Below are 23191 nucleotides of genomic sequence, written 5' to 3' on the forward strand. Positions count from 1 at the left end.
GGCGTTCAGTGGGTCCTGCCGTCAGAAAATGCGCAGGGTGTAGTTGGTGCTGGGCAGGTCCAGGGCGGACCAGGCCTGGTCGGAGGTGACAGGCGGGGTGTGGCCGCGGCCATCACGCAGGAGCGCTGAGACGGTTGCTGCGAGAGCGACGAGGAGGAGTACTACGAGGATGATTGCGAAGGTTTCCATGCCTCTATGGTTCTCCCGTGGACACCTGATCAACAGTGGCAGAAATGCCCAAAAAGGGTAAATTTCTGCCATAATGGAGTCATGTTGAAATCAGTGGCAGTGATCGTTGTCCCCAACTTTGCGGTCTTTGAGTTCGGCACGGCATGTGAGGTCTTTGGCATCGACAGGTCCGGGCGCGGCAGTGGTGTTCCGTCCTTTGACTTCCGGGTCTGCACACCCGAGCCCGGGACTGTCCGGATGAAGTCAGGCTTGTCCATGAACGTGAGCCTGGGCCTGGAGGCCGCCGCCGATGCGGACCTGGTGATCATGACCCCGTACGGACGGGACGAGGACGTACCGGATTCCGTTCTGGAAGCGCTGCGCGCCGCCGATGCCCGCGGAGCGTGGGTAATGTCCATCTGCTCCGGTGCCTTCGCGTTGGCCCGTGCGGGTCTTTTGAACGGCCGGCGCTGCACCACGCACTGGCACTATTCGCATGAACTCGCCGGCCGGTACCCCGAGGTGCAGGTGGATGAGAATGTGCTCTACGTGCAGGACCGCAACCTGATCACCAGTGCCGGTACTGCGGCGGGCATTGATGCCTGCCTGCACCTCGTACGGGTTGAGCTGGGTGCCCACGTTGCCGCTGCGATTGCCCGCGACATGGTGGTGCCGCCGCACCGCGACGGCGGTCAGGCGCAGTTCATCGACCGGCCCATGCCGGCCTGCGGCTCGGCGCCAATGGAAGAGCTGCTCCGCTGGATGGTGGATCACCTCGACCAGGAGCACACCGTGGGCGACCTCGCCAACCGGGTCCATATGTCCGCCAGGACCTTTGCGCGCCGGTTCCGGTCCGAGACCGGAGCAACGCCTGCGGCCTGGCTGAACTCCCAGCGGGTCCTGCGGGCGCAGGACCTCCTGGAATCCACGGACCTGAACATCGAAGAAGTGGCTCGGGAATCCGGCTTCGGGCATCCGGTTCTGTTGCGGCACCACTTTGCCAAGGTGCTGGACACCAGTCCCCAGTCTTACCGCCGGGCTTTCCGTGGCCAGTTGGAGGCTGTTGTTTAGCCGGAGTCTTCAGCAGCTGCGCGCGTACTGTCCACCAGCACGCGCCACGGTCCGGTGACCCTCTGCTCAGGGAGCGCGGCGCGCCTTTGCCCTGCCCGGATGGAGTAGATAAAACGGTCCGGCTGGCTTCCTTCGGCTTCAGCGGCTGCCGCCCGGACCGTCTTGGGCACCGCATCCCACGGGCATGCCTCCACGATGGGCTGCCATTCGCTCTTGGCGCGCTCGGTCTCGGCTGTCACTGTCCACACCCGTGTCAGCGCAGCGATGCCACCGGTGCGCTCCACACTTATTTTCATGGCCTGGTTCCTGGGCTTCCCTACGGCCCGGCCGGCAGTCGGGCGTTGGCTTAAAGCTTGACCTTCACAGTTTCCCACGCCTTACGGACGGCGTCATGTTCCGCGGAACCGGAACCAAACAGCTCGACGGCGGATGCCGCCGTCGCCCGCGCAAAGACACTGAAAGTTGCCGTGACGGGCAATGAGCCGCCCGTGAGGGTGTCGTACCAGATCTGGCCCGGCGCTTCCCAGGCATTGCCGCCCAGGGCCTCCGCGGCCAGGTAAAAAGCGCGGTTGGGGATGCCGGAGTTGATGTGGACGCCGCCGTTGTCTGCGCTGGTCCGCACGTACGAGTCCATCGAATCGGGCTGCGGATCCTTACCCAGCACGTCGTCGTCATACGCCGTGCCCGGCGCCTTGATGGACCGTAGGGCTGAACCTTCCACCTGCGCAGTGAACAGACCCTCGCCGATCAGCCAGCTCGCTTCGGTAACGGACTGCTTCTTTAGATACTGCTCAACGAGCGCGCCGAAGACGTCTGACATGGATTCGTTGATGGCGCCGGCCTGGTTCCGGTACGCCAGGCCGGCAGAGTACTGCGTGACTCCGTGTGTGAGTTCGTGGCCTATGACGCTCAGCGAGCGGGTAAACCGTCCGAAGATTTCGCCGTCGCCGTCGCCGAAGACCATCTGCTTGCCGTCCCAGAAGGCGTTGTCGTAGAGCTTGCCGAAGTGCACGGTCGCATCGAGGGGGAGCCCCCCGCCGTCGATGGAGTTGCGGCCAAAAACGTCTGCAAACAGGCGATGGGTGTGCCCCAGCCCGTCGTAGGCCTCGTCGGCGGACGCATCCCCGGACTCAGGTTCGCCCTCCTTGCGCACTATTTTCCCCGGGAGGTTCTCGGAGCCGTCGGCGTCGTAGATGCTCCGGTGGGGCAGCCCCGGCTGGACGTCCCTCAATCCGGGCGGAGTTGTGGGCGCCGGTGTTGTGCGGGCCGATTGGACCGACCGCACGTGGCTCAGGGCTTCTTTGGCGGCCCTGGCGGCGGCAGAGTACTGCGGCGCGTCCTGGCGGGCCAACCTCCGAAGCAGATAGGGCGGAATGATGAAACAGGTGCCCGTCGGCTGATGCCGGGTTGCCGGGCGCCGGGCTGGCAGATGCTGGTCTGGTGACTGAATGACGGACCCCCTCGATCGGTGAGTTCAGCCTACGAGGGGGCACTGACAATCCAGGGGAGGCTCACGCGGGTGCCCGAAAGACGACTGCCGGGAGTGCGGCTCTGGCTGACGGTGCCGGGGGCCGCGCGTGCGCGTGATGCGGTTCTGGGAGCCGGTTACTGTGGGCCGGCGGTACGCGTGACGCGGTTCTGGCTGCGCGTGATGCGGTCCATAGGTGATTCGACGGCGGTATGAGTCCTCGTGCCTGATGCGGGTGTGGCGATGAATCTATTTCGCCGTCCAAGTGTCACTATGGTCCACTTATCCACATAGGCGGTTTGCTTAGCGCGTGCTGTAGGTGCGTGCTGTGATGCTGGAGGTATGGATAACGCCGCAGGTGCAGAAGTTCTGGAGGCCATCGCGGCTTCTGCTTTGCGGCTGGCCGGTGTGCTCCGGGGGGCGGTGGACATCTTTACGGGCGGGGATCTGGCAGGAAGCCCGGTGCCGGTTGGAGTGCCTGCCACTTGCCCAAGGGCTGGCGTGGCCGACATCCCGCCAGTAAGCACGGCAGGCGGGCCGGCGGACGGCCCGGTGCCTGGCGCTTTCGCAGCCGGCCCTTTTGCGGCTGGCTCGGACCCGTTGCGTTGGCAGGCTGAGGCGTGTCTGACGGTGTTGTCCGGCGCGGCCGGGTTGGAGGCGATGGTTGCTGCGGTGAAGGTCCATGCGGCCGGCGGGTACGACGAGGCCGCCCAAGTGATCGCGGGGCCCATCATGTCCCCGCAGGAGCAGACCGCCCAGGACATGAGTATCGTGGCTGAGGTCGCGTGTGCCCTGACGGTCAGTGAACGTACGGCCGGCGGGCTGCTGGGCGAGGCCCACCGCCTCACCACCGCCCTGCCGCTGACGCTGGCGGCCCTTCAGGCCGGGACGTTGTCGTGGCAGCATGCCCGGATCATGGTCGACGAAACAACCAACCTCGAGCCCGCCGCCGCCCACGCCCTGGAGGCGCACTTCCTGGACCCGGACGCGCCGAACCCGGCCCGCGGCGCGGCCGGCGGGATGGTCCCGGGCCGGTTCCGGGCCAAAGCCAGGACCTGGCGCGAACGCCACCACCCGGTCAGCATCGAACAACGCCACACCCGGAGCGCCTTGGACCGTCGGGTCGAATTCTGTCCGGACCGGGACGGGATGGCCTGGCTCTCGGCCTACCTGCCCGCCGACCAGGCAGCCGGGATCTGGAACCGGGCCACCACCGCCGCCCGCGCCCTCCAAGGCCCAACCGAGGGCAGGACACTCACCCAGCTCCGTGCCGACAACGTCGCGGCGTGGCTCCTCGGCGGCACCCTGCACAGCACCCAGCACGCCACTCAGGGCGGCACTCTGGACGGGGCTGCCGGGAGGATCCCGTCACCGGCAGCCCAGGTCCTCGTCACGGTTCCGGTGTTCGCGCTGATGGGCCTGACCGATGAACCCGCCATCCTCGACGGATACGGACCGATCCCGCCCTCCATGGCCCGCGCCCTCGTCGCTAATGGTGCCGAGTCGTTCCGCCGGGTCCTGACCGATCCCCGCGACGGGGCCCCGTTGGAGATCGGCCGGGAAAGCTACCGGATCCCCAAAGCGCTGCGTCAATGGCTCCGGCTCCGGGACGGAAAATGCCAGTTCCCCGGCTGCTCCAACCCATCCCTGGACAACGAAGCCGACCACCTGAAGGACTGGGCCAACGGCGGGAGCACCGGGATTTCAAACCTGGCCCAGCTCTGCCCAAAACATCACCGGCTCAAACACGCCAGACCCTGGCAACCCACCGAAGCCACCAAGGACGAACCGCCCGGCTGGATCTCACCCACCGGCCGCCACTACCAAAGCGAACAACCCGACCAGGAACCACCCCACTGGCCCGGTGCGGCAATTGATTCTGGTCAAGGATTCCCAGTAGATCCATGGGCGCTCTCGAACGACCAGCCACCACGAGCCCCAGTGCCCCGGGAATGAACGGACCCCGAGAGCCTGACCGTTGGATTGCCTGACGTTTTGCGTGGACTGCCTGACGTTTTGCGGCCAAAGCAACACTCCTGAGGTTTCGAGTGCCTGAAGCCGCGTTGCTGAGTTCGCGTCCCTGAAGCCGCCTTCGTGAGGTTCCCCCTCGTGAGGTTCGACTTGCAGACGGCCAGCATTCCGGACCTTTGGCTCTGCGGCGGATGGCTGAGTTCTCAGCCGGAGCGCAGAAAACCCCACCGCTCGTTCAGCGGCGGGGTTTTATCTGTGCCCTCGATAGGATTCGAACCTACGACCTTCTGCTCCGGAGGCAGACGCTCTATCCCCTGAGCTACGAGGGCAATTCAGGGATCCTGCCGTTGCTGGCGGGACGTCCTAGAGCTTAGCAGGATGTTGGCCCGCAATGGAAAACGTGGTCCCCCAAGCCGCCTCACTGCCCAAAATTCCACTAAATGATCCCTGCGACAAGTCCACACATGTCACCAATATCGGAAGCAACTCAGTAGCCGGAAAACGAGTCCACGTGCACGCGGTGCGCCCCGGCCTGTTTGGCCGCACGACGCAGCGAAGCGACGCTGGCGGGCGACCCGGAGACGTAGACGGCGCGGTTGGCAATGTCGGGAACCAAGGCTTTCAGCATGGCCCCGTCGAGCCTGGCACCTGGGTTGACGCCGTCCGCAGCCGGGGTGCCAGCAATCGCGCTGGCACTTATCGCGCCGTCACTCATTGCGCCATCACTCATCGCACCGTCATTTCTTGAACCGTTGCCAACCGTTGCGTCGCTGCCCGTAGTCGCGCCGGCGCCACTTGAGACACCGATGCCACTCGAGACCCCAGTGCGGGCGTCGGCAATGAACGGCGGAGGGGCCGATCCGTCAGCGATGAGCGCAATGATCCGCGCCCCGGACGCCTCCAGTTCGCTCGCGTAAGCAATCTCGTGGGAGTTCCGTGCCAGGATCAGCAGCACCACATCACGGTCCCGGCCCGCCCCGGAAGCCAGATGGGCAAGGTACGGGGTGATGCCGATGCCGGCGGCGATGAGCAGCACGGGAGTCCGGGGGTCCCGGGGAAGCACGAAGTCGCCCCCCACGGAGGTGGCTGTCACGTGGTCGCCAGGCTTCAGGCCCAGGAGGGCTTTCTTGGCGGCGGACAGTGGCTCGGACGTCCGAACGCCAAACTTCACCGTGCCGGAACCGGGGGCGCTGGTCAGGCTGAACACCCGGCGTCGGCCTTTTCCGTCCGATTCAGCGTGCGGCAGGTCCAGCTCCATGTACTGTCCCGGCACAAAGCGGACGGGGCGGGACGGTTCGAAGGCGAATTCCGTGGTGCTGGGCGTCAGAGCACGGGAGCCGGCGAACGTCAGCTTCACGCCGCCCCGCTGGCCTGCGAGGAAAGCCAGGAGGTTGCCCACAAGAAGGGCCAGTTCGGGGGAGTTGGCGATGAAGCCAAAGTTGTACGGCACCGCGAAGACCACACCAACAACGGCCGCAAGCGCGAGCTGCTGCCAGCGTCGTGGCGGAAGAGTCAGAGGCTCGGTCAGCATAAAGCCGACAAAAAAGAGCAGGGGCCGCTGCGCCAGGGCCTGCCAGAGCGAGCTGCCGAGAGTCATCCCGGCCTGCAGCAGTTCCGCGGTCACAATCGAGGTAGCCACCACGAGGAAGACGGCGGCCATGAGGAACTTCCTGGTGCGGTACACCACCAGCAGGACGCCAGGAACCAGCAGCCACAACATCGCAGGGGTCGCGGCCCACCACGTGGCGACATTCAGCCCGGTCAGACCGGTCACGAAGGCACCGGCCGCAGCAGGGTTGAAAACGTGCCGGCCACGCCAGGCAAGGGCGTATTTGGAGGCGGACGCCAGCACACAGGCCAGCGCGACGCCGGCCACGTCCATGGGCACAAATGAAGGCCAGAACAGGAAATACAGCAGCAGGCCCGTGATCAGTGACGATTCTGAATGTGGCCGCACCTGGAACAGTGCAGCCAAGCCCCGGTTGGAGGCGTACGTCAGCCCAAGGCAGAGGGCCAAATGCAGCAGCATCTGGGGTAGGCCGAACGTCAGCCAGCCGAGAGCGTTCAGTAAGAGGCTGTACACGGCGAGGGCAGACAGTACCAGCAGGATCAGCCGGTACATCGTGTACTTGCCCAGCATGGTATCCAGCCGGCCGGCCGGTGAAAAAGCGGTGGGGGTAACAACGGGGCTCATGTGAACAGTGTCCCTTCAAATCCGCCCGAATACGCGGCACTGCCATCTGAAAACACGGTCAGCCAGGAGAAATCGAAGGTCTGTTCCAGCACCGCGCCGGGGACGAAGAACAAGGCCGTCGCCAGCGCGTCAGCAACCATGGTGCTCTCCGCCATGGTCCAGGTGGCGACAGCCGTGGTGACGGGCCGGCCTGTGGTGCCGTCCAGCACATGATGCAGGCCGTCGCCCCACACGCGGCGGTTCGAGGCGGAAGCGCACAAGGCGCCCGCGGAGACCTGAACTGTACCGATTGCCTTGGCGGGATCATATGGATGTTCCAAGGCAACGGATACCGGATCAGGACCACGGTGAAACAGGTCCCCGCTGGCGTCAACAATGAAACTGTCTTCACCACAGGAGCGCAGCTCAGCCGCCAGGAGGTCCACCAGTTGGCCCTTTCCGGCGGCGCCGATATCCAGGACGACGGGCGCGCTGGTGGTGAGCACCGAGCCATCCCAGTCAAGGGCTTCATCCCACCGCGGCGGCGCCACGGGCGAACCTGCAGATTGGAGGGAGTATGCCGCGTCATATCCCAACCGTTCCAGGCTGCTGCCAATGAGCGGAGTCATGGCTCCCGCCGTTATGCCGTACAGGGAACGGTACAGCTGCCCCAGCACCGCAGCCTCCGCCGGCAGCTCGTACCGCCCGGGCTCACGGGCCATGGCACTGACGGTGGAATCGGGGCGGAAACGGGACCATTCGCCGTCGTACTTTTCCACCAGGGACAGCAGCCGCGCGCGGATGGGGCCCGAAAGCGGTAGGGGCGTGGAGATTTCCCAACGGGTACCGATCCCGTCGAAGCGGAAGTCCTCCCAGGCAGGCTGCGGCACGGCCTACTGGGCCTCGGACTTGATCGTTTCTACGGCCTGGTTGAAGCCGCCGCTGGTGAGGGAGGAGCCTGCGACCTTGGACACGTTGAGCTCGTCGATGCTCTTGCCTACTACCTGCGCCGCAATCCCGCCGGCGAATTCACCCTGGAACTTGCGCGTGTTCGGGTTGGACGGGTGCTGGGTGATGTTGACGGCCGTGACAGTGCCCGAGGCCAGTGTCAGTTCAACGCCGACGGTTTCGGTGCCGTTCGGCGAAACATAGGTGCCATCGGCACTGTAGGTGCCGTCCTGGTACACGGAACCGCTGCCAGCCAGGGTTGATGAGCTGTCCGACGGCGTGGAAGCGCCGGTGGAGTTGTTTTCGGACGAGGGGACAGGCGCTGCGGACGGCGCGCAGCCGGCCACGGTTCCGGCGAGGGACAGGCCGGCGATTCCGGCGAAAACACTCTTGCGGACTGACGGTCTCATAGGGGGCTCGTTTCGTGGGCTGGGTGCTTACGGTGTACTCAACGTCGGATTCAGCGTAATGGTTCACCCTGTGAACCAGCAGGGCGTCCGCTGTGCGCCATCGAGCGCCCGCGGGCACCTGCGGTGCTCGAATTCGTGCATGTGGCGGCCCCCGGTAGGCTAGAGGGGTGACTCCCGAAGAACTTTCCCTCGCCATATCCGCCTGCCTGAAAGACGCCGTCGCCGCCGGCGAAATCGGGCTTTCCGCATCAGCTGTTCCTGATGAGGTGCGCGTGGAGCGACCGAAGAACCGGGAGCACGGCGACTGGGCCACCAACATCGCCCTTCAGCTGTCCAAGCAGGCCGGCACCAACCCGCGCGAATTCGCCACGGTCCTCAGCACCCGGCTGAAGACCATCGACGGCGTCGCGGCCGTGGACATCGCCGGTCCAGGCTTCCTGAACATCACCGTTGACGCCGGCGCCGCAGGTGCCCTCGCCAAGGCCATCGTCGAAGCCGGTCCGGAATACGGCAAGAACTCCGCGCTCGCCGGCCACGTGGTCAACATGGAGTTCGTTTCGGCGAACCCCACCGGCCCCCTGCACATCGGCCACACCCGCTGGGCTGCCCTGGGCGACGCCATTGCCCGCGTCCTGCGTGCATCCGGCGCCGAGGTCACCGCCGAGTATTACATCAACGACGCCGGCACGCAGATGAACACCTTCGCCCAGTCGGTCTACAACCGGCTTCACGGCCTGCCCGTACCCGACGGCGGCTACCCCGGCCAGTACATCGCCGATCTCGGCCACGACGTACTCACGGCACATCCGGATATCCGCGAACTGACCGAAGTGGCCGCGATTCCCGTCATTCGCGCTGCGGCCTACGAGGCCCAGATGAAGGACATCCAGGCCACGCTCGCAGACTTCGGCGTCGAGTTCGACGTGTTCTTCTCCGAGCAGGAACTGCACGACGCCGGCGCGATCGAAAGTGCCGTTGCCCGCCTTCGCGAGCAGGGCCACGTGTTCGACGACGGCGGTGCGGTCTGGCTCCGAACCACGGACTTTGGCGATGACAAGGACCGCGTGATGATCCGGGCGAACGGCGAGCCCACCTACTTCGCCGCCGATGCCGCGTACTACCTCTCCAAGAAGGACCGCGGCTTCACCGAGAAGATCTACCTGCTCGGCGCCGACCACCACGGGTACATCCACCGCCTCAAGGCAATCGCGGCGGCAGCCGGAGACGACCCCGAGGTCAACATCGAGGTGCTGATCGGCCAGTTGGTCTCCGTCAACGGTGCCAAGCTGTCCAAGCGCGCAGGCAACATCATCGAGCTCAAGGACCTTATCGACTGGCTCGGCAAGGACGCCGTCCGCTACTCGCTGGCCCGCTTCCCGGCGGACTCGCCGCTGACGCTTGACCCGGACCTGCTCAAGAAGCACAGCAACGAGAACCCTGTCTTCTACGTGCAGTACGCCCACGCCCGCACCCGCGGCGCGGCCCGCAATGCCGTTGCCGCCGGTGTGGACCGCAGCGTTTTCGAAGCTTCCCTGCTGGATCATGCCACCGAAAATGAGCTGCTTTCCTACCTGGGCAGCTACCCCTCCATCGTTGCCAAGGCCGCAGAGCTGCGCGAGCCGCACCGCGTGGCCCGCCACCTCGAGGTCATCGCAGGCGCCTACCACCGCTGGTATGACGCCTGCCGCATCGCTCCGATGGGCGACGAGCCCGTCACGGACGTCAACCGCACCCGTCTCTGGCTCAACGACGCCACCAGCCAGGTGCTGGCCAACGGCCTGCACCTCCTTGGCGTTTCCGCGCCGGAACGGATGTGACCACCATGACCGGAAATCCCTTGAACAATGCATCCCCGCTGGCCCCTGAATGGCTCGCCGTTCCCGCGGACCTGAATGCAGTTCAGGAACCGATGTGGGCACAGGGTGTGCAAAGGAACGACGCCGGTGAGCTCGCCGTCAACGGCATCCCCGCCAGCGAGCTCAAGGCACAGTTCGGCACACCATTGTTCGTGATGGACGAGGCCGACTTCCGTGCCCGGGCGCGGTCCTTCAAGGATTCCTTTGATGCCGCCTTCGCTGACATCTGCGGGGGAGTGGACGTCTACTATGCCGGCAAGTCGTTCCTGTGCACCGCGGTTGTGAAGTGGGTGGAGGAGGAAGGCCTGCGCCTGGATACTGCATCCGGCGGCGAACTGGCCGTGGCCGCACGGGCAGGCATCGACGGCGCCCGCGTGGCGCTGCACGGCAACAACAAGTCGGATGCGGAAATCAACCGGGCCCTCGACATGGGGCTCGGCCGCATCGTGGTGGACAGCCTGGACGAGCTGGAGCGCGTGGCGAAAATTGCCTCTGGCCGCGGCGAGCAGGCCAAGGTCATGCTGCGGCTGACCCCCGGCGTGCACGCCCACACGCACGAATTCATTGCCACCGCACACGAGGACCAGAAGTTCGGTCTGTCCATGGCAGAGGACACCACCGAGCAGGCCGGCCTGTCAGCGGCGGAAGAGGCCGTTGCGGCGGCGACCAGCTACGCCAGCATTGACCTGCTTGGACTGCACTGCCACATCGGGTCCCAGATCTTTGAGCCTGACGGCTTCGCGCTGGCCGCCGAGAAGCTCCTCCGCTTCCTGGCCGCCATGCAGGAAAAGTACTCCATCGTGATGCCCGAACTGGACCTGGGCGGCGGCTACGGCATCGCCTACACCCCGGTGGACACACCCCGCCCGGCAGCGGAAATCGCGCAGGCGATGGCCGCCGTCGTGCGTTCCACCTGCGCGGACCTGGGGATCACGTCCCCCCGAATTTCCATCGAACCGGGCCGCGCCATCGTCGGCAGCACCACTTTCACGCTGTACGAGGTGGGCACCCTGAAGACCGTCCGTGTCGACGCGCCCGCCGTCGGAACCGGTGAAACAGCCGGGACGCAGCCGGAAAACGTTACGCATCCGCGCCGCTATGTGTCAGTTGACGGCGGCATGAGCGATAACGCCCGCCCGGTGCTCTATGACGCGGATTATTCCGCGATTCTTGCCTCCAGGGCGTCGGATGCTGCGCCGCAGCTGTCCCGCGTGGTGGGCAAACATTGCGAGAGCGGCGACATAGTTGTTAGAGATGTATATCTGCCCGAGGACGTGGCAGCCGGTGATCTGCTTGCTGTACCGGGGACCGGCGCCTACTGCTGGGCCCTCTCAAGCAACTACAACTATCTGGCCCGGCCGGGCGTTGTCGCGGTGCGCGACGGATTTGCCCGGCTGATTGTCCGCGGGGAAACCGAAGAAGATCTGCTCAACCGCGACATGGGAGTCTGAATGACTGAATTGCGAACCCTGAAAGTAGCCCTCCTGGGCTGTGGCAACGTTGGGGCCCAGGTTGCGCGGATTCTCATTGAGGACGCCGACGCCCTGGCCGCCCGCACCGGTGCACGCCTGCAGCTCAGCGGCATCGCCGTGCGCAACGTGAACGCCAAGCGCGACGTGGAGCTTCCGCAGGAACTTTTCACCACCGACGCCGGGACGCTCGTCAAGGATGCGGACCTGGTGATCGAGCTGATGGGCGGCATTGAGCCGGCCCGCACGCTGATCCTTTCTGCGCTGCAGAACGGCGCCTGCGTGGTCACCGGCAACAAGGCCCTGCTCGCCCAGGACGGTCCCACCCTCTACGAAGAGGCTGACAAGGCCGGTGTGCAGCTGTCCTTTGAAGCAGCAGTTGCCGGCGCCATCCCCATTCTGCGCCCCATCCGCGACAGCCTTTCCGGCGACCGGATCACCCGTGTGCTGGGCATCGTCAACGGCACCACCAACTTCATCCTTGACCAGATGGATTCCACCGGCGCCCAGTTCGCCGACGCCCTCGCCGAGGCCCAGCGCCTCGGCTACGCGGAAGCGGACCCCACTGCCGACGTCGAAGGCCACGACGCCGCCGCCAAGGCCGCTATCCTGGCCACGTTGTCCTTCCACACGCGGTTTGCCCTGGAAAACGTCTACTGCGAGGGCATCACCAACGTCAGCGCGGCAGACATTGCTGCGGCGAAGGACGCCGGTTTTGTCATCAAACTGCTGGCCATCGCTGAAAAGCTCACGGTCGCAGACACAGAAACAGATGGCGCCGAAGGTATTTCGGTGCGCGTGCACCCCACGCTGCTCCCGCGTGAGCACCCGCTCGCCGCCGTCCGCGGCGCCTTCAACGCGGTGTTCATCGAAGCGGAAAACGCCGGTGAGCTGATGTTCTACGGCCAGGGTGCAGGAGGTACCCCGACGGCGTCTGCCGTCCTGGGTGACCTTGTCTCCGCCGCCCGCCGCCTGGTGCTGGGCGGGCCCCAGCGGACCGAAACCACCACCGGCTACGTTCCCGCGCTGCCCATCGAAGCGGCCACCACCAGCTACTACATCGGCCTGGACGTCGCCGATCAGCCCGGCGTGCTGGCCCGCATCGCCCAGCTCTTTGCGGAGCATGGCGTGTCCATCGAAATCATGCGGCAGACCATCCACAAGGACTCCGGGTCCAATGTGGAATCAGCCGAACTGCGGATTGTCACGCACCGCGCATCAGAGGCTGCCCTTGCGGCCACCGTCGAGGCCGTGAAGGGCCTGGACGTCATCAATTCAGTTACATCCGTTCTGCGGGTAGAAGGAGTCTAAGTGGCTCACCAATGGCGCGGCGTTATCCGCGAATACGCTGACCGTCTGCCCGTGACGGAATCCACCCGGGTGATCACCCTGGGCGAGGGCGGCACACCGCTGGTGCACGCACAGAAGCTCTCCGAACTGACCGGTTCCACCGTGTACCTGAAGGTCGAAGGGATGAACCCCACCGGTTCGTTCAAGGACCGCGGCATGACCATGGCCATGACGGCCGCCGTTGAGTCCGGTGCCAAGGCGGTTGTGTGCGCCTCCACCGGCAACACCTCTGCTTCTGCGGCTGCCTACGCCACCGCTGCCGGCCTGAAATGCGCCGTGCTGGTTCCCGAAGGCAAGATCTCCATGGGCAAGCTGAGCCAGGCGATCGCGCACGGCGCCACGCTGCTTCAGGTGGACGGCAACTTCGACAATTGCCTGGACATCGCACGGAAGCTGGGGGAGTCCTACCCGGTGTTCCTGGTCAACTCCGTCAACCCTGCCCGTATCCAGGGCCAGAAGACCGGCGCCTTTGAGATCGTGGACTCGCTCGGCGACGCTCCCGACATCCACGTCCTGCCCGTAGGCAACGCGGGAAACATCACGGCGTACTGGAAGGGCTACAAGGAGTACTCGGCGCCGTTCGAGTCGGCAACGGCCGGAACCCTTCCTGCCGTGTCAACCAAAACCCCGCAGATGTGGGGCTTCCAGGCCGCCGGTGCAGCGCCGTTCGTTGCCGGGCACCCGATTACGGAACCTGACACCATCGCCACCGCCATCCGGATCGGCAACCCCGCATCCTGGGACGGCGCCATTGCCGCCCGCGATGAGTCAGGCGGATTTATCGACGCCGTGACGGACGAGCAGATCCTGGACGCGCACCGCTGGCTGTCCGCCCGCGAGGGTGTTTTTGTGGAGCCGGGCTCCGCCGCCGGTGTGGCCGGCCTCCTGAAGAAGCATGCCGCAGGGGAAGTGCCGTCCGGTAAGACCATCGTCATCACCGTCACGGGCCACGGCCTGAAGGACCCCCAGTGGGCCCTGCGCACCGAAGACGGCAGCGAAGTGCAGCCCGTCAAGGTCTCCAACGACGTTGTCACCGTTGCAGCCGAGCTGGGACTGGAAGAAAAGTAGCCTTGAAAACCACCGCGCCCGACACCGTTGTCCTGCCCCTCATCGAGGCAGGACAACGGGTCACCGTCAGGGTCCCCGCCACGAGCGCCAATCTCGGTCCGGGATATGACAGCCTGGGCCTCGCCCTTGCACTGCATGACACCCTGACGGTGGAAAGCCTCGAAACCGACGAGCTCCTGTTCGAGCTCAGCGGCGAGGGCGCGGACAGCCTGCCCCGCGACGCCAGCCACCTCGTGGTAAGGGCCATGGACGCGGCTTTCGCGCGGCTGGGTTACCGGCACGGCGGGCTGAAAATTACTGCTACGAACGTCAACCCCCACGGCCGCGGCCTGGGCTCCTCGGCATCGGCCGTCGTAGCGGCGGTGTCTGCCGCCAACGCGATGGTCCCTGCCGGCGGCCAGCGCGGGCGGGACTGGATCCTGCAGCTGACCAGCGAGATGGAAGGCCACCCGGACAACGTCGCGCCCGCGATTTTCGGCGGACTGGCGCTGTCATGGCAGGACAGTGACCAGTACAGGAGCACATGCGCCACGGTGGTTGATTCCGTCATCCCCATCGTGGCGGTTCCGGACTATGAATTGTCCACGGAAGCGGCGCGGGCCCTGCTGCCGGCATCTGTGGGCCACCATGCTGCAGCGATGAACTCCGGGCGTGCGGCACTGCTGATCCACGCGCTGACGCAGAAGCCGGAATTCCTGCTTGCCGGCACCGAGGACTACCTCCACCAGAGCTACCGTGCCGAGGCCATGCGCCCCAGCGCGGCCCTCATCCGGGGATTGCGCAGCGCCGGCCACGCGGCCGTGGTTTCGGGCGCCGGCCCCACCGTGCTGGCACTGGCCAACGGCGAAGCCGAGGCGACGGAAATCCTCGCCCTGATCGACTCGTTCACGACAGCCAACACTCCGGATATCGGTTGGCGCGTGCTGAAGCTGGCAGTGGACGTCGAAGGTGCTAAGGTGGACTTGCACCGGCGGTAATTCCGCCTATCTGATCAGCAGCTGCATTCAGTTGTTACCTGATCTCCTACTGCGCAATATTTTCCGGTGTCACCTGCTTGGTCTGTCGCAGGAATCTGCAGCATGAAGTGTCTGCCCCTGAACCGTCAGTCCAGCGTTCCGCCATTATTTCGGTGCGTGAGGTGAATCAGTATCCGGCCCTGCTGGCCGAAATCCAACCGGCAAGGCCGAAACTCCCGGCTGCAGATCTGAACTGCAGCCCAGATCAAATCATCGCGTCCAGCTCCCAGTCTGGACGCCGTCGAGGGGGAAGGATCCTTCGTGACCGAAACCACTGAGCTGTCTTCAGCTGTGGACACATCAACTTCTGCAGCCGGATCGTCAACGGCCGCACCCGCAAAGAGCAGTGGCCTTGCCGGCCTTAAGCTCGCCCAGTTGCAGGCTCTTGCCAGCCAGCTGGGGATCTCCGGCGGGTCCCGCATGCGCAAGGGGGACCTGGTTACAGCCATTTCCGCCCACCGTGCAGGCACTCCGGCTACCAAGGCCCCGGCCAAGGTTGCCGAAAAGGCCAGCGAGAACCACGTAGCTGTTGCCGCTCCGGCGCCTGTCTCCGCCGAAACCGCGGAGGCCCCGGCTGCCGAGGGGACCCGGGCCCGTGGACGCGGCCGCAGCCGGCGCGCTGTCAGCGACGGAGTCGTCGCTGCTCCCGCCGCAGCACCTGCTGAAGCCCCTGTCGCCGCGCCTGCCGAAGCTCCGGCAGCCGCCCCCGCCGAGTCCGGCGAAGCGGCCGAAGGTGCCGGCGAACGCCGTCAGCCGCGGACCCGCAACCGCCGCCGCGGCGAAGCTGCGGCTATCTCCCCTCAGACCGGGGAATCCGCTGAGGCTCCGGCTGAGCAGCCCGCCGCTGAACAGCGCCAGGACCGTGCTGAGACCCAGCGCACCGAGAGCCAGCGCACCGAAACGCAGCGCACGGATGTCCAGGGCGCCGAGTCCGGCGACGGCCAGCGTTCAGACCGTCGTGACGGGGGCCGCACCCGCGTTGCCCGCGACGCCGGTACCCGTGACGCCGGTACCCGCGAGGGCACTGACGGCGGCCGCGACAACGCGGGCAGCCGCGACGCCGGCCAGCGTGAAGGCACCCGCCGTGACGATTCCCGCGACAACACCCGCGACAGCGACGATTCAGACGGTGGCAGCCGCCGGAACCGCCGTAACCGGCGTGACCGGAACGACCGCAATGACCGCTCCGGCGGCCAGGACAGCCGTGACAACTCGCGCAACGACCGTTTCCGCGACCGCAACGACCGCCGTCGTGGACGTGCCCAGGGACCGGACGTCGACGACGTCGAGGTTACCGATGACGACGTCCTGCTGCCCGTAGCCGGGATCCTGGACGTCCTGGAGAACTACGCGTTCATCCGCACCTCCGGTTACCTGCCGGGCCCGAACGACGTCTACGTGTCCCTCGCCCAGGTGAAAAAGTACAACCTGCGCAAGGGCGACGCCGTGGTCGGCGCCATCCGGGCACCGCGGGAAGGCGAAGACCGCAGCCAGCAGTCTGCACGCCAGAAGTTCAACGCACTGGTCCGCGTAACCTCCGTCAACGGAAAGACGCCGGAAGAGCTCAAAGACCGCGTCGAATTCGCCAAGCTGGTCCCGCTGTACCCCTCAGAGCGCCTGCGCCTGGAGACCGATCCCAAGAAGATCGGCCCCCGCGTCATCGACCTGGTTGCCCCGATCGGCAAGGGCCAGCGCGGCCTGATCGTCTCCCCGCCGAAGGCCGGCAAGACGCTCATCCTGCAGTCCATCGCCAACGCCATCACCACCAACAATCCTGAGGTCCACCTCATGATGGTGCTTGTTGACGAACGCCCTGAAGAAGTCACGGACATGCAGCGCACGGTCAAGGGCGAGGTTATTGCCTCCACCTTCGACCGTCCCGCCGATGACCACACCACCGTGGCCGAACTGTCCATCGAACGCGCCAAGCGCCTCGTGGAAATGGGCATGGACGTTGTGGTGCTCCTCGACTCCATGACCCGCCTGGGCCGCGCCTACAACCTGGCAGCACCGGCCTCCGGCCGTATCCTGTCCGGTGGCGTCGACTCCGCCGCGCTGTACCCGCCGAAGCGTTTCTTCGGTGCAGCCCGCAACATCGAAAACGGTGGCTCGCTCACCATCCTGGCAACGGCCCTTGTGGAGACCGGTTCCAAGATGGACGAGGTCATCTTCGAAGAGTTCAAGGGCACCGGCAACATGGAGCTCCGCCTGTCCCGCCAGCTGGCTGACAAGCGCATCTTCCCGGCAGTGGACGTCAACGCGTCCGGCACGCGCCGTGAAGAGAACCTGCTTTCCCCCGAGGAAGTCAAGATCATGTGGAAGCTGCGCCGCGTCCTGTCCGGACTCGAAACGCAGCAGAGCCTTGAGCTGTTGACCAACAAGATCCGGGAGACCCAGAGCAACGTTGAGTTCCTGATGCAGGTTCAGAAGACGACGCTTGGTGCGAAGTCGGATAACGACAAGTAGCTGTGCTCACCGCTCAAAGCATGCCGACCCTGTGGTCGGCATGCTTTGGGCGGTTCGTCGTTAAGTCCCACGAAACTAGACTTGTAAGAGTCGAAAGAGGTTTTGAAAATGTTTGAGTCCGTACAGGGCCTGCTTGATGAGCATGATGCTATCCAGGCGCAGTTGGGGGATCCTGCTGTTTACGCTGATCAGCGGCTGGCCCGGAAGCTGGGGCGGCGGTCTGCGCAGCTGAACGGCATTGTGGAGGCTTATCACAAGTGGGAGGCCCTCCGGGATGACCTTGCCGCGGCCAAAGAGATGGCTGCCGAGGACCCTGAGTTTGCTGCCGAGGTGCCTGAGCTGGAAGAGGCCATGGAGGCTGCTTCGGCCAAACTGCGCCGCCTGCTGATTCCGCGCGACCCTGACGACGCCCGCAACGTGATCCTTGAGGTCAAGGGCGGCGAAGGCGGCGACGAAGCTGCGCTGTTCGCCGGCGACCTCCTGCGGATGTACACCCGCTACGCCGAATCACGCGGTTGGAAGACCGAACTGATCTCCGCCACCGAGTCTGACCTGGGCGGCTACAAGGACGTCCAGATGGCCGTCAAGGGGAGCTCCAACGATCCTGCCGAGGGCGTTTATGCGCGCCTGAAGTTCGAGGGCGGAGTGCACCGCGTCCAGCGTGTCCCCGTGACCGAATCGCAGGGACGAATCCACACTTCTGCGGCCGGCGTGCTGGTGCTGCCCGAAGTGGACGAGCCTGAAGAGCTTGAAATCAACCAGAACGACCTCAAGATCGACGTCTACAGGTCCTCCGGCCCCGGCGGACAGTCCGTGAACACCACTGACTCCGCCGTCCGCATCACCCACCTGCCTACCGGGATTGTGGTGGCGATGCAGAACGAAAAGTCGCAGCTCCAGAACCGCGAAGCCGGCATGCGTGTGCTTCGGGCCCGTATTCTGGCGCACCAGCAGGAGCAGATCGACGCCGAGAACTCGGCCCAGCGCAAGTCGCAGATCCGCACCATGGACCGTTCAGAGCGCATCCGCACCTACAACTACCCGGAAAACCGGATCGCAGACCACCGCACCGGCTACAAGGCGTACAACCTGGATCAGGTCATGAACGGCGACCTTGAGCCGGTCATCCAGTCCGCCATCGAGATGGACGAACAGGCCCGCCTGGACGCCATCGGCGAATAGCAAGCTGCCGGAAGCCTTATAGTCATGACACCTGGGTCGGAACAGTCGCTCGCGGCTGCCATCAGCGAAGCCACAGTGATCCTTCGGGACGCCGGCGTGCCCAGTCCCCGCGTCGATGCCGAGCTGCTGGCCGAGCATCTGCTTGGGGTGGGGCTCGGCCGGCTCCGCGCCATGATGCTGGGGGATTCCCCTGCACCGGAGGGCTACGCCGAACTTGTGGCCGAGCGGGCACGGCGGATCCCGCTGCAGCACATCACCGGCGTGGCCCACTTCAGGTATCTTGAGCTCGCAGTGGGCCCCGGGGTTTTTATCCCGCGGCCCGAAACGGAATCCGTGGTCCAGCTGGTCATTGACCATGTGAAGGGCATGGCGCATCCGCGGATTGTTGACCTCGGGACCGGTTCCGGCGCGATTGCCGGCTCGATCGCCCATGAGGTGCCCGGCGCCGAAGTCCATGCCGTTGAATACAGCACCTTCGCGCACGCATGGGCGGAGAAAAACCTGGCCCCGCTTGGCGTCAGGCTCACCCTGGGGGACCTCCGCAACGCGCTGCCGGAGCTCAACGGAACCTTCGACGTCGTGGTGTCCAACCCGCCCTACATACCCGCCGAAGCCATTCCAAACGAACCTGAAGTGGCCCTCCACGATCCTCCTGAAGCCCTGTACGGCGGGGGAGCGGACGGCATGGAACTTCCGACGGCGGCGGCCGCCTCGGCCGCGCGGCTTCTGGTTCCCGGCGGCTACTTCGTGATGGAACACGCCGAAGTCCAGGCGGCCTGGATCGCCGCAATGATGAAGCGCAACGGTGCCTGGACCGGGATCACCACGCACCTGGACCTCAACGGCAAGGAACGCGCCACCAGCGCCGTGTTTGCCGGTCCGCGCCACGACTGATGAAAGAATAGGCCAGTGACCACAACCTACAACTGCACGTCAGAGGATCAGCGCGCCCTGGGTCTGGAACATGCCCAGCGTGCCATCAGCGAAAAAAAGTGTGTGGTCTTCCCCACCGACACTGTGTACGGGATCGCAGCCGACGCCTTCTCTCCGCAGGCAGTCACCATGCTCCTGGTTTCCAAAGGGCGCAGCCGCGCCATGCCGCCGCCCGTGCTCATTCCCCGGATCAACGCCCTGGACGGACTGGCCACGGATGTTTCCGCTGACGCCCGCAAGCTGGCCGAAGCGTTCTGGCCAGGCGGCCTGACCCTGATTCTGCACGCGCAGCCCTCCCTTGACTGGGACCTCGGCGACACCCAGGGTACGGTAGCCCTGCGTATGCCCGCCGACGAGGTGGCGCAGGAACTCCTGACCCTGACAGGCCCGCTGGCGGTATCCTCCGCCAACCGGACAGGCCAGGCACCCGCGCAGACCGCAGCTGAAGCACGCGCCCAGCTCGCTGAGTCGGTGGAGGTCTATCTTGAGGGAGGCTTCAGGCCGCTCGAAGGAACCGAGGCGGTGGCTTCCACTATCGTGGACGCCACCGGAGCCGTCCTCCGGGTGGTGCGCAACGGCGCAGTGTCCCTTGACCGGCTCCGTGAGCATGTTCCCGGCGTCCTGGGCCTGGGCGAAATTCCCATGGCTGAACCGGAAGAGGCTGTGCCAGCTGCGCCCGCCGCGCCAGCGGCGCCCTCGGAGGCTGAACCTGCGGCGGCTGACCACGGCACACCGGACGTGCGGACAACCGCAGCGCCCGCCGAAAAGGATCCGGAGGCATGATCGTTGGCCGCGACCGACTAAGGGTCCTGGACGTCGATGTCACTGCCGTGCATGAGCACGGCATGGCCGAGGTCCTGAGCCACCTGATCGCAGCAGGGGGCCGGCGCACCATCGTCGGCCACAATCTGCACAGCTGCTACCTGTACCACACGGTTCCCGAGTTCAAGGCACTCTACGATTCTGCCGACGTCGTGCTCCTGGACGGCGCGCCCGTCTACGCACTATGGAAGCGGCAACTGCATGCAGCCGCCCCCGATTCCAGCTACCGGGTGGGATCGACCGACTGGATCAAGCACCTGGGTGCGGTGACAGGCCTGGACCGCGTGGCCATTGTCGGAACCAACACAGACAGTAACGCCGAGGCGTGCCGCAAACTTGAAGCGCTCCTGCCGGGAGCCGAGGTGCGCGGGTGGGCTGGCGAGAACTGGGGCCCGGCAAGGGAGCGCACGGTGATCGGCGAACTGCAGTCCTTTGGGCCGAACCTGGTGCTGGTGGGCCTGGGGATGCCGCTGCAGGAGTCCTTCCTGTGGCAGCGCCGTGATGAGCTTCCCGACGCCGTCTACGGTGCGGTGGGCGGTGCGCTTGACCAGATTTCCGGGCACCAGCGGCTCGCCCCCCGGTGGCTCGGCCGGCTCGGCTTTGAATGGCTATGGCGCCTCATCCTCTCACCGCAGAGGGTTTTTGGACGCGTGTTCATTGAGCCCTGGAAGCTGGCCGCTGTCCTGGCCGGCCGGAAATTTCGACCCACGGAAACAGGGGCCAGCAAATGACCAGGAATGTCGTCGCCGTGGTTGTCACATACAACCGGCGGGAGCTACTCGAGACCACCCTCCGCGGGATCACCTCCGGATCGGTCCTGCCCTCCACAGTGGTGATTGTGGACAACGCGTCCACGGACGGAACCGCAGACTACCTGGCCGCGTACAACGGCCCGGTCGCCACGGACGTCATCCGGCTGACTCAGAACCTGGGCGGCGCCGGGGGCTTCGTCGTCGGGATGGAACGCGCGGTCCTCGACCACGCTGCAGACTATGTCTGGATCATGGATGACGACACGGAACCGCAGCACGAAGCACTCGCGGAGGCTCTCGCTGCGTCGCAGGCCTACGCCGCAGCAGCCGGGGACGAACCAAGCTTTGTGGCAAGCAGGGTGGTCTGGACCGATGGACGCGACCATCCGATGAACCGGATGCGTCCTCGGCTGGGCGCCAGCGAGGATGACCGTGAGACCGCAGTCCGGGCCGGGGGAGTGCAGATCAGGACGGCCTCGTTCGTCTCCATCCTGATTGACGCCGGGCAAATCCGCCGCCACGGGCTTCCCATCGCGGACTATTTCATCTGGAACGACGATCTGGAGTACACGGCCCGGATCTCCCGGCACCGGAATGCCATCTCGGTCGAAAAGTCCATCGCCAACCATCACACCAAGTCATTCGGAGACGCCGGCGCTGATCCTGGCGCGCGTTTCTACTATGAAGTGCGGAACAAGCTATGGGTCTACACGCGTTCGTCGGCGCTTACTCCCTGGGAGAAAGTGCTGTACTCAGGCGCCTCCGTCCGTAACTGGAGCAGGACCATCGCCGGCTCGCCGAACAAGCGACTCCTCCTCAAGGGACTCCTCCGGGGGATCCTCCACGGCATCAGGGCACCACGCAGCAATGAGCAGGTCCTCAACGGGATCTACCCCCTTCGGGACGTGCGGCTGACCGGAGGACCCGTCACATGATCATGTACCTGCTCATGGGGCTGACGGCCGCCGTCGTGTCCTATGGGGCCACCTGGGGTGCCCGCGTTGTGGGCAACCGGCTGGAACTCCATATGCCCATCCGCAGCCGTGACATGCATTCGATACCCGTCTCGCGGCTGGGCGGTGTGGCGATCTTCCTTGGCGTGCTGGTGGCATTGATCGTGGCCAGCCAGTCCTTCTTCGTCAAAGACATCTACCGGAACAACTTCTCGCCCTGGGGTGTTCTGGCCGGCGCCTCGGTGATTGTGCTGGTGGGCGTCATGGATGACCTCCTGGACATCCGCTGGTGGGTGAAACTGATTGGCCAGAGCGCTGCAGCACTGGTGGTTGCCGTCTGGGGCGTTCGGATGACAATCGTCCCGTGGGTTCCGGAACCGATTGTCCTTGAGAACGAAATGGTCCGGATTGTGCTGACAGCCGGACTGATTGTCACCACCATGAACGCCTTCAACTTCATTGACGGCCTGGACGGACTGGCCGCCGGCGTGGCGATCATCGGCGGAACCGCGTTCTTCTTTACCGCCTACTGGGTGCACCGGAACGCCGTCCTGCTGGACTATTCGGACCTTGCCACCCTCCTCACAGCCGTGGTGGTGGGCAGTTGCATCGGGTTCCTGCCGCACAATTGGTTCCCGTCAAAGATCTTTATGGGCGATTCCGGCGCCATGCTCATCGGACTGCTGTTCGCCGCAGCCGGTATCGTCTCCACGGGCCAAATCACCTCGGGACTGTACGACCGCGCCAACGGTATTTCCACCGTCATTCCCATCCTGCTGCCGTTCGCTGTCCTCTTCCTGCCCTTGCTGGACCTCGGGCTCGCCGTTGTCCGCAGGACGGCACGGGGACGTTCCCCGTGGTCCGCCGACAGGGGCCATCTCCACCACAAGCTGCTGGACATCGGCTATTCGCACCGGACTGCCGTGATCCTCATGTACCTGTGGACGGCCGTACTCTCCTTCGGCGGCCTTGCTTTCGCGGTGTTCCCGTGGCAGTACGTGCTGGCGGTGGACCTCTTCGCCACCTTGGTGATGGGCCTGGTAACCGCCTGGCCCTACTTGCGCCGGGACAGCGAGAACACGGCTGCGTAACCGTGTCCGGATTCATTTCTATCT

At 65.3% G+C, this 23191-nt stretch carries 20 protein-coding genes and 1 tRNA gene; 14 read left to right on the plus strand and 7 right to left on the minus strand.

Annotated features, from left to right (window positions below):
- Nucleotides 1-21 precede the first annotated feature (21 nt).
- Nucleotides 22-189, minus strand: a complete 168-nt coding sequence (locus tag GUV69_RS22825; RefSeq protein WP_167525072.1) for a hypothetical protein — start codon at nucleotides 187-189, stop codon at nucleotides 22-24.
- An 81-nt stretch (nucleotides 190-270) separates the two neighbouring features.
- Between GUV69_RS22825 and GUV69_RS01175 the strand changes: the two genes are divergently transcribed.
- Nucleotides 271-1239 carry a GlxA family transcriptional regulator gene (locus GUV69_RS01175; protein WP_164198991.1) on the plus strand — a complete coding sequence of 323 codons (969 nt, stop codon included), beginning with the start codon at nucleotides 271-273 and terminating at the stop codon, nucleotides 1237-1239.
- Here GUV69_RS01175 and GUV69_RS01180 read toward each other — a convergent pair.
- Nucleotides 1236-1535 carry a protealysin inhibitor emfourin gene (locus GUV69_RS01180; protein ID WP_164198992.1) on the minus strand — a complete coding sequence of 100 codons (300 nt, stop codon included), beginning with the start codon at nucleotides 1533-1535 and terminating at the stop codon, nucleotides 1236-1238. The two genes, GUV69_RS01175 and GUV69_RS01180, sit on opposite strands and share 4 nt — an antisense overlap.
- A gap of 50 nt (nucleotides 1536-1585) precedes the next feature.
- Entirely contained in the window at nucleotides 1586-2590 is a 1005-nt protein-coding gene (locus GUV69_RS01185) for a M4 family metallopeptidase (protein WP_431197089.1), read from the minus strand.
- Nucleotides 2591-3049: 459 nt separating this feature from the next.
- Here GUV69_RS01185 and GUV69_RS01190 point away from each other — a divergent pair, with 459 nt between their 5' ends.
- Entirely contained in the window at nucleotides 3050-4663 is a 1614-nt protein-coding gene (locus GUV69_RS01190; protein ID WP_164198994.1) for an HNH endonuclease signature motif containing protein, read from the plus strand.
- Nucleotides 4664-4934: 271 nt separating this feature from the next.
- Here GUV69_RS01190 and GUV69_RS01195 read toward each other — a convergent pair.
- The 4 genes from GUV69_RS01195 to GUV69_RS01210 all read right to left on the minus strand — a co-directional run bounded on the left by GUV69_RS01195 (nucleotide 4935) and on the right by GUV69_RS01210 (nucleotide 8209).
- Nucleotides 4935-5007: transfer RNA gene (locus GUV69_RS01195), tRNA-Arg, on the minus strand.
- A gap of 158 nt (nucleotides 5008-5165) precedes the next feature.
- Nucleotides 5166-6872, minus strand: a complete 1707-nt coding sequence (locus GUV69_RS01200) for a ferredoxin--NADP reductase (protein ID WP_164198996.1) — start codon at nucleotides 6870-6872, stop codon at nucleotides 5166-5168.
- Complete coding sequence (locus GUV69_RS01205) at nucleotides 6869-7741, minus strand: FAD:protein FMN transferase (RefSeq protein ID WP_164198998.1); 873 nt, start codon at nucleotides 7739-7741, stop codon at nucleotides 6869-6871. Before GUV69_RS01205 ends, GUV69_RS01200 begins: the two co-directional genes overlap by 4 nt.
- Before the next feature lie 3 nt (nucleotides 7742-7744).
- Nucleotides 7745-8209 (minus strand): FMN-binding protein, encoded by a 465-nt coding sequence (locus GUV69_RS01210; protein WP_164199000.1) that lies wholly within the window; start codon nucleotides 8207-8209, stop codon nucleotides 7745-7747.
- A gap of 167 nt (nucleotides 8210-8376) precedes the next feature.
- On the opposite strand from GUV69_RS01210, the gene argS reads away from it, so the two are divergent.
- The 12 genes from argS (at nucleotide 8377) to GUV69_RS01270 (ending at nucleotide 23167) form a co-directional block, all read left to right on the plus strand.
- Entirely contained in the window at nucleotides 8377-10026 is a 1650-nt protein-coding gene (gene argS / locus GUV69_RS01215) for an arginine--tRNA ligase (RefSeq protein ID WP_164199002.1), read from the plus strand.
- A 5-nt stretch (nucleotides 10027-10031) separates the two neighbouring features.
- A complete protein-coding gene (lysA, locus tag GUV69_RS01220; RefSeq protein WP_164199004.1) occupies nucleotides 10032-11516 on the plus strand; it encodes a diaminopimelate decarboxylase in 1485 nt (494 codons plus the stop codon).
- A complete protein-coding gene (locus GUV69_RS01225; RefSeq protein WP_164199006.1) occupies nucleotides 11517-12845 on the plus strand; it encodes a homoserine dehydrogenase in 1329 nt (442 codons plus the stop codon). It abuts the gene before it with no gap.
- Entirely contained in the window at nucleotides 12846-13952 is a 1107-nt protein-coding gene (gene thrC, locus GUV69_RS01230) for a threonine synthase (RefSeq protein WP_164199008.1), read from the plus strand.
- A 2-nt stretch (nucleotides 13953-13954) separates the two neighbouring features.
- A complete protein-coding gene (gene thrB / locus GUV69_RS01235; RefSeq protein ID WP_164199010.1) occupies nucleotides 13955-14929 on the plus strand; it encodes a homoserine kinase in 975 nt (324 codons plus the stop codon).
- A gap of 300 nt (nucleotides 14930-15229) precedes the next feature.
- Nucleotides 15230-17434: a transcription termination factor Rho gene (gene rho / locus GUV69_RS01240; RefSeq protein WP_164199012.1), complete on the plus strand. Its 2205-nt coding sequence runs from the start codon at nucleotides 15230-15232 to the stop codon at nucleotides 17432-17434.
- A gap of 108 nt (nucleotides 17435-17542) precedes the next feature.
- Nucleotides 17543-18616: a peptide chain release factor 1 gene (prfA, locus tag GUV69_RS01245; protein WP_164199014.1), complete on the plus strand. Its 1074-nt coding sequence runs from the start codon at nucleotides 17543-17545 to the stop codon at nucleotides 18614-18616.
- Between the two features lie 24 nt (nucleotides 18617-18640).
- On the plus strand, nucleotides 18641-19510 hold the full coding sequence (prmC, locus tag GUV69_RS01250) for a peptide chain release factor N(5)-glutamine methyltransferase (RefSeq protein WP_164199016.1): 870 nt from the start codon (nucleotides 18641-18643) through the stop codon (nucleotides 19508-19510).
- Nucleotides 19511-19525: 15 nt separating this feature from the next.
- A complete protein-coding gene (locus GUV69_RS01255) occupies nucleotides 19526-20332 on the plus strand; it encodes an L-threonylcarbamoyladenylate synthase (protein ID WP_244292581.1) in 807 nt (268 codons plus the stop codon).
- Nucleotides 20329-21102: a WecB/TagA/CpsF family glycosyltransferase gene (locus tag GUV69_RS01260; protein ID WP_164199018.1), complete on the plus strand. Its 774-nt coding sequence runs from the start codon at nucleotides 20329-20331 to the stop codon at nucleotides 21100-21102. Before GUV69_RS01255 ends, GUV69_RS01260 begins: the two co-directional genes overlap by 4 nt.
- Complete coding sequence (locus GUV69_RS01265) at nucleotides 21099-22058, plus strand: glycosyltransferase (RefSeq protein ID WP_164199020.1); 960 nt, start codon at nucleotides 21099-21101, stop codon at nucleotides 22056-22058. The genes GUV69_RS01260 and GUV69_RS01265 overlap by 4 nt, the downstream gene beginning before the upstream one ends.
- Nucleotides 22055-23167, plus strand: coding sequence for an MraY family glycosyltransferase (locus GUV69_RS01270; protein ID WP_164199022.1), 1113 nt, complete (start codon nucleotides 22055-22057; stop codon nucleotides 23165-23167). Before GUV69_RS01265 ends, GUV69_RS01270 begins: the two co-directional genes overlap by 4 nt.
- Nucleotides 23168-23191: the final 24 nt, after the last annotated feature.

This window comes from [Micrococcus luteus] ATCC 49442 (genome assembly GCF_010367585.1).
GTDB classification, from domain to species: Bacteria; Actinomycetota; Actinomycetes; order Actinomycetales; family Micrococcaceae; genus Arthrobacter; species Arthrobacter luteus_A.